The 12,610-nt window shown below is 67.9% G+C and carries 11 protein-coding genes; 10 read left to right on the forward strand and 1 reads right to left on the reverse strand.

The features are described from left to right. Positions 1 to 13: 13 nt before the first annotated feature. Entirely contained in the window at positions 14 to 934 is a 921-nt protein-coding gene (locus tag A9Z05_RS08855; protein WP_069617754.1) for a glutamate/aspartate ABC transporter substrate-binding protein, read from the reverse strand. Positions 935 to 1,147: 213 nt separating this feature from the next. Here A9Z05_RS08855 and hutH point away from each other — a divergent pair, with 213 nt between their 5' ends. From hutH to A9Z05_RS08905, 10 genes are all read left to right on the forward strand, one after another. Continuing rightward, on the forward strand, positions 1,148 to 2,671 hold the full coding sequence (gene hutH, locus A9Z05_RS08860; protein ID WP_069617755.1) for a histidine ammonia-lyase: 1,524 nt from the start codon (positions 1,148 to 1,150) through the stop codon (positions 2,669 to 2,671). A 4-nt stretch (positions 2,672 to 2,675) separates the two neighbouring features. Beyond that, complete coding sequence (gene hutC / locus A9Z05_RS08865) at positions 2,676 to 3,371, forward strand: histidine utilization repressor (protein ID WP_069617756.1); 696 nt, start codon at positions 2,676 to 2,678, stop codon at positions 3,369 to 3,371. A 39-nt stretch (positions 3,372 to 3,410) separates the two neighbouring features. Then, positions 3,411 to 5,099 carry a urocanate hydratase gene (gene hutU, locus A9Z05_RS08870; RefSeq protein ID WP_059791395.1) on the forward strand — a complete coding sequence of 563 codons (1,689 nt, stop codon included), beginning with the start codon at positions 3,411 to 3,413 and terminating at the stop codon, positions 5,097 to 5,099. A 2-nt stretch (positions 5,100 to 5,101) separates the two neighbouring features. Then, complete coding sequence (locus tag A9Z05_RS08875) at positions 5,102 to 5,725, forward strand: HutD family protein (RefSeq protein WP_069617757.1); 624 nt, start codon at positions 5,102 to 5,104, stop codon at positions 5,723 to 5,725. Between the two features lie 4 nt (positions 5,726 to 5,729). Continuing rightward, on the forward strand, positions 5,730 to 6,953 hold the full coding sequence (gene hutI / locus A9Z05_RS08880) for an imidazolonepropionase (protein ID WP_069617758.1): 1,224 nt from the start codon (positions 5,730 to 5,732) through the stop codon (positions 6,951 to 6,953). A gap of 196 nt (positions 6,954 to 7,149) precedes the next feature. Continuing rightward, on the forward strand, positions 7,150 to 8,526 hold the full coding sequence (locus A9Z05_RS08885) for a formimidoylglutamate deiminase (RefSeq protein WP_069617759.1): 1,377 nt from the start codon (positions 7,150 to 7,152) through the stop codon (positions 8,524 to 8,526). Between the two features lie 51 nt (positions 8,527 to 8,577). Further along, positions 8,578 to 9,375, forward strand: a complete 798-nt coding sequence (hutG, locus tag A9Z05_RS08890) for an N-formylglutamate deformylase (RefSeq protein ID WP_069617760.1) — start codon at positions 8,578 to 8,580, stop codon at positions 9,373 to 9,375. Positions 9,376 to 10,103: 728 nt separating this feature from the next. Next, positions 10,104 to 10,913 (forward strand): gamma-glutamyl-gamma-aminobutyrate hydrolase family protein, encoded by an 810-nt coding sequence (locus A9Z05_RS08895; protein WP_069617761.1) that lies wholly within the window; start codon positions 10,104 to 10,106, stop codon positions 10,911 to 10,913. 11 nt (positions 10,914 to 10,924) lie between these two features. Continuing rightward, positions 10,925 to 12,262 carry a glutamine synthetase family protein gene (locus tag A9Z05_RS08900; RefSeq protein ID WP_069617762.1) on the forward strand — a complete coding sequence of 446 codons (1,338 nt, stop codon included), beginning with the start codon at positions 10,925 to 10,927 and terminating at the stop codon, positions 12,260 to 12,262. A 28-nt stretch (positions 12,263 to 12,290) separates the two neighbouring features. After that, positions 12,291 to 12,610, forward strand: a 320-nt coding sequence (locus A9Z05_RS08905) for an aminotransferase class III-fold pyridoxal phosphate-dependent enzyme (protein ID WP_141723391.1), incomplete at its 3' end; no start/stop codon positions are given.

The following is a 12,610-nucleotide window of genomic DNA, read 5'->3' on the forward strand; positions in this document are numbered from 1 at the left end:
CGACGCACGGCGCTTATTCGAGCGGCGCGTCGTTCGGCGCCGCGTAGCGGGCCTTGATCACGTCGCTCATCGGGAAGTCGAACGACAGCCCCTTCGGCGGCACCGGCTTCATGAACCATTTGTCGTACAGCGCGTTGATCTCGCCGCTTTTCATCAGCTGCACGAGCACGCCGTCGACGAGCGCCTTGAACTGAGGATCGTCCTTGCGCAGCATGAACCCGTAGGCTTCTGACGATTGCGGCGTGCCGACGAGCTGCCAGTCGGCCGGCTTCGCGGCGAGCTGGCGCACGCCCGCGAGCAGCACGTCGTCCATCATGTACGCGGCCGCGCGGCCCGATTCGAGCGTGAGGCGTCCTTCGCCGTAGTCCTTCGCGCTGATGATCTGCATGTTCATCTTCCTTTCCTCGTTCATCTTGCGCAGCAGGCGTTCGGACGTCGTGCCCTGGTTCGTCACGACCGTCTTGCCGGCGAGATCGGGGAAGTCGCGGACGCCCGAGCTCGTGCGCGTGAGCAGGCGCGTCGTCGCGACGAAGAAGGTGGTCGAAAACGCGACCTGTGCATGACGCGCGGCGAGATTGGTCGTCACGCCGCATTCGAGATCGACGGTGCCGTTCTGCACGAGCGGAATGCGGTTCTGCGACGTGACAGGAATGAAGCGCACCTGCAGGTCGGGCTTGCCGGTGCGCGCCTTCACCGCGGCGATCACGCGGTCGCACAGGTCCTGCGAGAAGCCGATGACCTTGCCGCTCGCATCGACATAGGAGAACGGCACCGACGTTTCGCGATGGCCGACCGAAATCAGGTTGGACTGCCGGATCTTCTCGAGCGTGCCGGACAGCGGCTCGGCGGCGACGGACGCGCCGCACGCGAGTGCGCACGCGGCGACGAGCAGAGGACGGCCCACGCGGGCGGCGAATCGTGACGGGAAGGGCATGACGGTCTCCGTGGCGAATGTTGATTCGTATGTTGCCAAATACAAAATAATTGCAACATACGTTAAAAAACGGATCCCGCTGACCGGCCCGGCGGGCCCCGCCGGTCATCAGGGAAACTCCCGAGGCCGGAATAATGAAAAACGGGTTGTCTAGACAAGTTTCGATGGCTACACTTCAAGCCATTCCGAACTTGTCTAGACAGGATTGCTCACATGATTACGTTGACCCCCGGCCATCTGACCCTCCCGCAACTGCGCCGGATCGCACGCGAATCCGTGCAATTGAAGCTCGACCCGGCCAGCTTCGCGAAGATCGACGCGGGCGCGAAGGCCGTCGCCGACATCGCCGCGAAGGGCGAGCCGGCGTACGGCATCAACACGGGCTTCGGCCGCCTGGCGAGCACCCACATCCCGCACGACCAGCTCGAACTGCTGCAGAAGAACCTGGTGCTGTCGCACGCGGTCGGGGTCGGCGAGCCGATGGCGCGCTCGTCGGTGCGCCTCTTGATGGCGCTGAAGCTGTCGAGCCTCGGCCGCGGCCACTCGGGCATCCGCCGCGAAGTGATGGACGCGCTGATCACGCTGTTCAACGCGGACGTGCTGCCGCTGATCCCGGTGAAGGGCTCGGTCGGCGCATCGGGCGACCTCGCGCCGCTCGCGCACATGTCGGCCGTGCTGCTCGGCGTCGGCGAAGTGTTCATCCGCGGCGAACGCGCGAGCGCGCTCGACGGTCTGCGCGTCGCGGGTCTCGCGCCGCTGACGCTGCAGGCGAAGGAAGGCCTCGCGCTCTTGAACGGCACGCAGGCGTCGACCGCGCTCGCGCTCGACAACATGTTCGCGATCGAAGACCTGTACCGCACCGCGCTCGTCGCCGGCGCGCTGTCGGTCGACGCGGCAGCCGGCTCGGTGAAGCCGTTCGACGCGCGCATCCACGAACTGCGCGGCCATCAAGGCCAGATCGACGCGGCCGCGTCGTACCGCGAACTGCTCGAAGGTTCGCCGATCAACCAGTCGCACCGCGACTGCGACAAGGTGCAGGATCCGTACAGCCTGCGCTGCCAGCCGCAGGTGATGGGCGCGTGCCTTGACCAGATGCGCCACGCGGCCGACGTGCTGCTGGTCGAAGCGAACGCCGTGTCGGACAACCCGCTGATCTTCCCGGATACCGGCGAAGTGCTGTCGGGCGGCAACTTCCACGCCGAGCCCGTCGCGTTCGCGGCCGACAACCTCGCGCTCGCCGCGGCGGAAATCGGCGCGCTGGCCGAGCGCCGCATCGCGCTGCTGATCGACGCGACGCTGTCGGGCCTGCCCCCGTTCCTCGTGAAGGACGGCGGCGTGAACTCCGGCTTCATGATCGCGCACGTGACGGCGGCCGCTCTCGCGTCGGAAAACAAGACGCTCGCGCACCCGGCGTCGGTCGACTCGCTGCCGACTTCCGCGAACCAGGAAGACCACGTGTCGATGGCGACGTTCGCCGCGCGCAAGCTCGCCGACATCGCGGACAACACGAAGCACATCCTCGCGATCGAACTGCTGGCCGCCGCCCAGGGCGTCGACCTGCGTGCGCCGTACCACACGAGCCCGAAGCTCGCGCCGGTGATGGAGACGATCCGCGGCAAGGTCGCGCACTACGAACTCGACCACTACTTCGCACCGGACATCGCGGCGATCGCGAAGCTGGTCGGCGAGCGTGCGTTCGCGAAGATCGCGCCGTTCTCGTTCGCGTCGGAACAGTAAGCCGATGAGCGCGCCGGTCTACCAGGAGATCAAGGATTTCATCCTGGGCCGCATTCACGCCGGCGAATGGGCGGAGGGCGATCAGGTGCCGTCCGAGAACGAACTGGCACGCGAGTTCAAGGTGGCGCGCATGACCGTCAACCGCGCGGTGCGCGAGTTGACGGCCGAGCAGGTGCTCACGCGCATGAAGGGCGCGGGCACCTACGTCGCGCGGCCGAAGTACGAGTCGACGCTGGTCGCGATCCGCAGCATCTCGGAAGAGGTGGGCGCACGCGGGCATGCGTACCGCGCCAGCGTGCTCGGGCTCGACACGATCCGCGCCGACGATGCGCTTGCCGACGAGATGCAGGTGGCCGTGCGCACGAAGCTGTTTCATTCGCAGGTGCTGCACTTCGAGAACGACGAACCGGTGCAGCTCGAGGAACGATGGGTGAATCCGGCGGTCGCGCCGGATTACGCCGAGCAGGATTTCACGAACACGACGCCGAACCTGTACCTGATGCGCGCGGCGCCGCTGCAGCGCGTCGAGTACCGGATCGAAGCGGCGGCCCCGGCGCCGGAGCGGCGCGAGCAGCTGCGGATGGACGGCGTCGAACCGTGTCTGGTTTTACATCGGCGCACCTGGTCGCAGGGCGTCGTCGCCTCGGTGGCGAATTTGTGGCATCCCGGCAGCCGTTATCGCTTCACCGGGCATTTCTGATTCCTATTTGATCTTCCATTTCCTTCGGGAGCAGCCGTCATGAATCATCCGAAACACATCGATCCCCGTCTCGATCCGACGCGCACGATCCGCGCGCCGCGCGGCAGCGAGAAGACCTGCAAGACCTGGCTGGCCGAAGCGGCCTACCGGATGATCCAGAACAACCTCGATCCGGAAGTCGCCGAGCATCCGCATGCGCTCGTCGTGTACGGCGGCATCGGCCGTGCGGCGCGCAACTGGGAATGCTACGACCAGATCCTCGCGTCGCTGAAGGATCTCGAGGAAAACGAAACGCTGCTGATTCAATCGGGCAAGCCGGTCGGCGTGTTCCGCACGCACAAGGATGCGCCGCGCGTGCTGCTCGCGAACTCGAACCTGGTGCCGCACTGGGCGAACTGGGATCACTTCCACGAGCTCGATCGCAAGGGCCTGATGATGTACGGCCAGATGACGGCCGGCAGCTGGATCTACATCGGCAGCCAGGGCATCGTGCAGGGCACCTATGAAACCTTCTTCTCGGTCGCGAACCAGCATTTCAACGGCGATCCGTCGGGCCGCTGGATCCTGACGGGCGGCCTGGGCGGGATGGGTGGCGCGCAGCCGCTCGCCGCGACGATGGCCGGCTTCTCGATGATCGCGGTCGAATGCGACGAGACGCGCATCGACTTCCGCCTGAAGACGCGCTACGTCGACAAGAAGGCGACGACGCTCGACGAAGCGCTCGGCATGATCGACGAAGCGAAGCGCACCGGCAAGCCGGTGTCGGTCGGCCTGCTCGGCAACGCGGCCGACGTGTTCGCGGAACTCGTCACGCGCGGCATCACGCCGGACTGCGTGACCGACCAGACGAGCGCGCACGATCCGATCAACGGCTACCTGCCGCAAGGCTGGACCGTCGCGCAATGGCGCGAAGCGCAGAAGGTCGATCCGCAGAGCATCGTGAAGGTCGCGAAGCAGTCGATGGCCGTGCAGGTGCGCGCGATGCTCGCGCTGCAGGAACGCGGCGCGGCGACGCTCGACTACGGCAACAACATCCGCCAGATGGCGCTGGAAATGGGCGTCGAGAACGCGTTCGACTTCCCGGGCTTCGTGCCGGCCTATATCCGCCCGCTGTTCTGCGAAGGCAAGGGGCCGTTCCGCTGGGTCGCGCTGTCCGGCGATCCGGAAGACATCTACAAGACCGACCAGAAGGTGAAGGAGCTGATCCCCGACGATCCGCACCTGCACAACTGGCTCGACATGGCGCGCGAGCGCATCGCGTTCCAGGGCCTGCCGGCACGGATCTGCTGGGTCGGCGTGAAGGATCGCTACCGCCTCGGCCAGGCGTTCAACGAGATGGTGAAGAACGGCGAACTGAAGGCGCCGATCGTGATCGGCCGCGATCACCTCGACACCGGTTCGGTCGCGAGCCCGAACCGCGAGACGGAATCGATGAAGGACGGTTCGGACGCGGTCAGCGACTGGCCGCTGCTCAACGCGCTGCTGAACACCGCGGGCGGCGCATCGTGGGTGTCGCTGCACCATGGCGGCGGCGTCGGCATGGGCTTCTCGCAGCACTCGGGCGTCGTGATCGTCGCCGACGGTACGGCTGATGCGCACGAGCGTCTCGGTCGCGTGCTGCTGAACGATCCGGCCACAGGCGTGATGCGCCATGCGGATGCCGGCTACGAACTCGCGCAGCAGACGGCCCGCGAAGCCGGCCTGAAGCTGCCGATGCTCGGCCGCTGAGCATGACGGCGCTCGACCAGGCGCCGGTGAACGCGACGCTGGCCGCCGTGATGATCCGCGCGGCGGATCTCGTCGCGTCGCCGTGGAAGAACGGCGGCGGCGTGACGCGCGAAATCGGCGCGTTCCCGCCCGGCGCCGCGCTCGATGCGTTCGCATGGCGCGTGAGCGTCGCGGACGTCGGCGCGGCCGGGCCGTTCTCGCGTTTCGACGGCGTCGACCGCACGCTCGTGCTGCTGTCCGGCGCGGGCATGACGCTCGCCGAAGCGGGCGGGGCGAAGCACATGCTCGACGCGCCGCTCGCCCGGGTGGACTTCGCCGGCGAGACGGCGATCGACGCGACGCTGCACGACGGCGCGACGCGCGACTTCAACCTGATGACGCGCCGTTCGGCCGCGCGCGGGACGGTCGACGTGTGGCCCGAAGGCACGCACCGCATCGAGCGCGCCGATACCGTACTGCTGTTCTGCGCGACGGGCGCGGTCGGCGTCGAGATCGACGGCGCGCATTATGCGCTGCAGGAAATGGACACGTTGCGGCTCGACGGGCCGCGGCGTGCGTTTGACGTCGTCGTGAGCGGAGGCGGCGCGCTGCTGGCCGTATCGCTTGCCGTCGGCGAACGAGACTGAACGCATGAAACCGACTGTCTGGCATCACCTGAGGCTGTGTCCGCACGGCCATCCCGACGAGACGATCGACGACGCTGCGATCGCCGTCGACGAAACCGGCACGATCGCGTGGCTCGGCGCATTGTCCGCGCTGCCGCACGGCTATGCGCACTGGCGGCGCGAGGACCTGCACGGCGCGTGGGTGACGCCGGGCCTCGTCGACTGCCATACGCACCTCGTGTACGGCGGCACGCGCGCCGACGAATTCGCGCAGCGCCTCGCGGGCGTCAGCTACGAGGAAATCGCGCGGCAGGGCGGCGGGATCGTGTCGACGGTGCGCGCGACGCGCGCGGCCGACGAGACGACGCTGTTCGTGCAGGCCGCCGCGCGTCTGCAGCCGCTGCTCGCCGAAGGCGTGACCGCGATCGAGATCAAGTCGGGCTACGGGCTCGACTTGCCAAGCGAGCGCAAGATGCTGCGCGTCGCGCGCCAGCTCGGCGAACGCTTCCCGGTCACCGTCTATACGACCTTCCTCGGCGCGCACGCGCTGCCGCCGGAGTACGCGGGACGCGCGGACGACTACATCGACGAAGTGTGCGAGCGGATGCTGCCGACGCTGGCCGACGAAGGGCTCGTCGACGCGGTCGACGTGTTCTGCGAACGCATCGGCTTTTCGCTCGCGCAGACCGAGCGCGTGTTCGAAGCGGCGACACGCCGAGGGTTGCCGGTGAAGCTGCATGCGGAGCAACTGTCGAATGCGGGCGGCACGGCGCTCGCCGCGCGTTACCGCGCGCTGTCCGCCGATCACCTCGAATTTCTCGACGAAGCCGGCATCGAGGCGATGAAGGCGGCCGGCACGGTCGCCGTGCTGCTGCCCGGCGCGTATTACTTCATCCGCGAAACGCAATTGCCGCCGATCGAGCTGCTGCGCAAGCATGGCGTGCCGATCGCGCTCGCGACCGATCACAACCCCGGCACGTCGCCGCTCGAATCGCTGCTGCTCACGCTGAACATGGGCTGCACGCTGTTCCGCATGACGGTGCCGGAGGTGCTGCAGGGCGTCACCCGCCATGCGGCCGCGGCGCTCGGCCGCGGGGATCGCCACGGCGCGCTCGAGGTCGGTCGCCAGGCCGACTTCGCCGCGTGGTCGGTCGGCTCGCTGGCCGAGCTGGCGTACTGGATCGGCCGACCGCTGTGCGAGCAGGTCGTACGCAGCGGCACGACCGTGTTTCGCAGGATGAACGGATAGTTTTGCGACGCACCGGGCCGGGTACGTGACGCACCGGCCCGGCCGACGCTTTGCAGGGACCGGACTCGCTGTGCAACGGCGCATTCCGGTCGATCGCCGCGAGGCCGGCGCTGGCGCGACGCGCTCGCGCCTGCCGGCCGCGGCACCGGGCCGGACGAGAGGCTCAAGCGCTCGATCCGGTCGATGAGGACACGCAATGACCGATACCCTGTTGTTCGCGGACCACGCCTATCTGCCCGATGGCTGGCGCCGCAACGTGCTGCTGCGCTGGGACGCGGCCGGCACGCTGACCGACGTGACGCCCGACACCGACGCACCGGCCGGCGTCGCGCGCGCGGCCGGGCCGGTGCTGCCCGGCATGCCGAACCTGCATTCGCACGCGTTCCAGCGCGCGATGGCGGGGCTCACCGAATACCGCGCGAATCCCGCCGACAGCTTCTGGAGCTGGCGCGACCTGATGTACCGCTTCGCGCTGAAGATCACGCCCGACGCGCTCGCGGCGATTGCACGCTGGCTGTATGTCGAGATGCTCAAGTGCGGCTACACGTCGGTGTGCGAATTCCACTACGTGCATCACGCGCAGGACGGCTCCCGCTATCCGCAGATCGCGGCGCTCGGCACGCGCGTGGTCGACGCCGCGCGCTCGGCCGGCATCGGCATCACGATGCTGCCCGTGTCGTACCAGTTCGCCGGCTTCGGCAACAAGCCGCCGCGCGACGACCAGCGCCGCTTCATCAACACGCCCGACGGCGTGCTCGAACTGCTCGACGCGATGCGTCGCGCGGCGCCCGAGCATGGCGGGCTGCGCTACGGCGTCGCGCCGCATTCGCTGCGCGCGGTGTCCGAGAACGGGCTGCGCGTGCTGCTCGACGGGCTGCCCGACGATGCGCCGGTGCATATCCACATCGCCGAGCAGACGGCCGAAGTCGACGACTGCGTGCGCGCGTACGGCGCACGCCCGGTCCAATGGCTGCTCGATCGTTTCGACGTCGATGCGCGCTGGTGCCTCGTGCACGCGACGCACGTCGATGCAGCCGAGACGGCGGCGCTCGCGAAGCGCCGCGCGGTCGCCGGGCTGTGCCTGACGACCGAAGCGAACCTCGGCGACGGCGTGTTCCCGGCCGTCGACTATCTCGCGCAGGGCGGCGTGATCGGCGTCGGCTCGGACAGCCACGCGTCGGTCGACTGGCGCTCGGAGCTACGCCTGCTCGAATACGGGCAGCGGCTCGTGCACCGCGCGCGCAACGTGCTGGCGAGCGCGTCGCAGACGCACGTCGCCGATCGCCTGTTCGATGCGTCGCTCGCGGGCGGCGCGCAGGCGAGCGGGCGGCGCATCGGTGCGCTGCGCGCGGGCTGTCGCGCCGACTGGCTCGTGCTCGATCCCGATCATCCGGCGATTGCCGAACACGACAGCGCCGCATGGCTGTCGGGCATCGTGTTCGCCGAGCACGGCGAGACGCCGGTGCTCGACGTCTACACGGGCGGCGAGCGCGTCGTGAGCGGCCGCCGCCATCGCGACGAAGCCGCCGCGTACGCCGACTACCGCGCCGCGCTGGCGCAACTGCTGCGCTGACGCGCGGCAACCGGCGCACGGTGCGCCGGCCGACTCTTACGGTGAGGCGACATGACTGAACAACCGGCTGTATTCACGCTGAAGCAGGGCACGCTGCCGCTGCTGATCTCGATTCCGCATGCGGGCACGTACATTCCCGACGACATCGCCGCGACGATGACGCCCGACGCGCGCTTCGTCGACGATTGCGACTGGCATCTGGAGCGGCTGTACGGCTTCGCGGCCGATCTCGGCGCGTCGATCCTCGTGCCGTCGCATGCGCGTTACGTGGTCGACCTGAACCGTCCGCCCGACAACGAGAACCTGTATCCGGGGCAGGACACGACGGGCCTCGTGCCGGTCGATACGTTCGACAAGGCGCCGCTGTATCCGGCGAACGCGCTGCCCGGCAACGACGAGATCATGCGTCGCCGCGACCGCTACTGGGTGCCGTATCACGACGCGCTGCAACGCGAGATCGCGCGCGTGAAAGGCGAACACGGCCGCGTGCTCGTGTGGGAAGCGCATTCGATCCGCTCGCACGTGCCGCGTTTCTTCGACGGCCGCCTGCCGGACTTCAACTTCGGCACGTCGAGTGGCGCGAGTGCGGCGCCCGGGCTCGCGGAGGCGCTCGCCGCGCGCGTGCTCGCGCACGGCGGCTATACGGCCGTCGCGAACGGGCGCTTCAAGGGCGGCTACATCACGCGCCACTATGGCGTGCCCGAGACCGGCGTCGAGGCCGTGCAGCTCGAGCTGTCGCAGATCACCTACATGGAGGAGACGCGTCCCTACGCGTACGACGAAGCGCGTGCAGCGCGGATCGTGCCGTTGCTGCAGACGCTCGTCGAAACGGCGCTCGCGCATCGCTGAGCAGGGGCCGCATTCATGCGGCAGCGCGGCGAGGCAGTGCGTGCCGCCCCGTCGGCACAGGGCAGGCAAGCCGATGCAATGCACAAAACGGCATCGATCCGCGCGATCGATGCCGTTTTTTTTCGTCTGATCGATGGCGTCATCGGCCCCTGAAAATTTGACGCAATTTTTAGGTGATATAAGCTGAATGTCAGGAAGTCGTCACGTGGGTACCGGCGGCGAGGCCATCGACATGGCCCGACCGCGCCGGCATCCGCTGCGAGACATCTTGCTGACGTGTCGCCACGCGGCATAGCGACACGTGTCCTGCCTCCATCAGTCAGTCGAGTACGATCGTGAAAGCCGCCAGCCCTTCGATACGCCGGACGCGAAGTCCGTCGGCGGGCGCGCCGCCTCAGGCCGGGCCGAACCGGCATGCTGATCGCGGCACGCGCGCCACCCCGTTACGCGAGCCTCGCTTCTTCGCCATTTCCCATCGCGGCCCGCGCCGCTTCAATCTCGCGACCGCGCACCTGTTCAGCGCGGTGCAGTGCGACGGCAGCGCATCGTTGTTGCCCTAGCGTCCGTTTCCGTTTTCGTCCCAGGTCGTATCGCCCGCTGTCGCAGCATCCGTGCGGCAGGAGCGCGCTTGCGCCTGCGCCGCGCGATTGCGCGCGTGTGCGACGTACCCGTGAACCTGCATCGTTGCGCGCGCAAGCGTGTCGCGCGCCCTTACCGGAGAGACGCCGATGCGTGCACGACCGATCGTAGCCGTCACCGCCGACCGCATCCTGCGCGGCGCCCACCCGAACCACACGGCGGGCGAGAAGTACCTCGCCGCCATCGTCGACGGCGCCGGCGCGCTGGCGTTCGTCTTGCCCGCACTCGGCGCGCGGCAGCCGGCTGATGCGATCGTCGCGGCAATCGACGGACTGCTGCTGACCGGCAGCTATTCGAACGTCGAACCGCATCACTACGGCGGCGCCGCCAGCGTGCCCGACACGCTGCACGATCCGGCGCGCGATGCGACCGCATTGCCGCTGATCCGCGCGGCGATCGACGCGGGCGTGCCCGTGCTCGCCATTTGCCGCGGCATGCAGGAGCTGAACGTCGCGTACGGCGGTACGCTGCATCAGCGGCTGCATGTGATGGCCGGCTTCGACGACCACCGCGAACGGCCGGACGATCCGCTCGAACGGCAGTACGGTCCCGCGCATGTCGTGCAGCTCGCACCGGGCGGCTTGCTGCAGCGGATCGCGCGCGGCGCGCAAGAGGCGACGGTCAATTCGCTGCACGACCAGGGCCTCGCGCGCCTGGGCGCGGGGCTCGCCGTCGAGGCGAGCGCGCCCGACGGGCTGGTCGAAGCCGTCAGCGTGCGCGGCGCGCGTGCGTTCGCGCTCGGCGTGCAGTGGCATCCCGAATGGCGCTACGCGGAGCAGCCGCTGTCGCGCGACATCTTCGCGGCGTTCGGCGCGGCGTGCCGCGCGCGGATGACGCACCGCCTTCATGCGGGCGGCGCGACGCCGTCGCCGGCCGCATCCGATATCGACATCGACTAACGAGACCGATCATGCAACCCGAACTGAGCGAATTCCTGCGACAGCACCGCATCACCGAAGTCGAGGCGATCATTCCCGACATGGCCGGCATCGCGCGCGGCAAGATCATTCCGCGCAACAAGTTCGAATCCGGCGAATCGATGCGCCTGCCGCAGGCCGTGATGGTGCAGACCGTCACCGGCGACTATCCGGAGGACGGCACGCTGACCGGCGTAACCGATCCCGACATGGTGTGCGTACCCGATCCGTCGACGATCTGCCTGATCCCGTGGGCGGTCGATCCGACCGCGCAGGTGATCCACGATTGCGTGCATTTCGACGGCTCGCCGGTCGAGATCTCGCCGCGCTACGTGCTGCGCCACGTGCTCGACCTGTACGAGGCGAAGGGCTGGAAGCCGGTCGTCGCACCGGAACTCGAGTTTTATCTGGTCGACATGAACGCCGACCCCGACCTGCCGCTGCGTCCGCCCGTCGGCCGTACGGGGCGAGCGGAAACGGGCCGCCAGTCGTATTCGATCGAGGCCGTCAACGAGTTCGATCCGCTGTTCGAGGACATCTACGAGTATTGCGAAATGCAGGGCCTCGATATCGAGACGCTGATCCATGAAGTCGGCGCCGCGCAGATGGAGATCAACTTCATGCACGGCGACGCGCTGTCGCTGGCCGACCAGGTGTTCCTGTTCAAGCGCACGGTGCGCGAGGCCGCATTGCGTCACAACATGTATGCGACGTTCATGGCCAAGCCGATGGAAAACGAGCCGGGTTCCGCGATGCACATTCATCAGAGCCTCGCGGACATACGCACCGGGCGTAACCTGTTCGCCGACGAAAACGGCGCCGTGTCGCCGCTGTTCCACAGCTATCTGGCCGGGCTGCAGAAGTACACGCCGGCGCTGATGCCGATCTTCGCGCCGTACATCAATTCGTATCGCCGCCTGTCGCGCTTCATGGCCGCGCCGATCAACGTGCAATGGGGCTACGACAACCGCACGGTGGGCTTTCGCATCCCGCAGTCGAGCCCCGTCGCGCGTCGTATCGAGAACCGGATTCCGGGCGTCGACTGCAATCCGTACCTCGCATTCGCGGCGACGCTCGCCGCCGGCTATCTCGGCATCACGCAACAGCTCGCGCCGACCGAGCCGATCGCATCGGACGGCTACGACCTGCCGTACCAGCTGCCGCGCAACCTCGAGGAAGGCATCTCGCTGATGGCCGCGTGCGAGCCGCTCGCCGGCATCCTCGGCGACAAGTTCGTGAAGGCCTACCTGGCGTTGAAGGAAACCGAATACGAAGCGTTCTTCCGCGTGATCAGCTCGTGGGAACGCAGGCATCTGCTGCTGCACGTGTAGGCGTGCGGCGCTGTTTGACGGAGAAAACATGACCGATCGAAACGACGCTTTTCCGCGGTACTCGACTGCCGATTTTCGCGCGCTCGACGCCGCGCACCACATCCACCCGTTCTCCGACATGGGCGCGCTCAACCGCGCCGGCAGCCGCGTGATCGTCAAGGCCGACGGCGTCTACCTGTGGGACTCGGACGGCAACAAGGTGATCGACGGGATGGCCGGCCTCTGGTGCGTGAACGTCGGCTACGGCCGCAAGGAACTCGCCGACGCCGCGTATCGCCAGATCCAGGAACTGCCGTTCTACAACACGTTCTTCAAGACCACGCATCCACCGATCATCGAGCTGTCGGC

This window comes from Burkholderia sp. A2 (genome assembly GCF_001729305.1).
Taxonomy (GTDB): Bacteria; Pseudomonadota; Gammaproteobacteria; order Burkholderiales; family Burkholderiaceae; genus Burkholderia; species Burkholderia sola.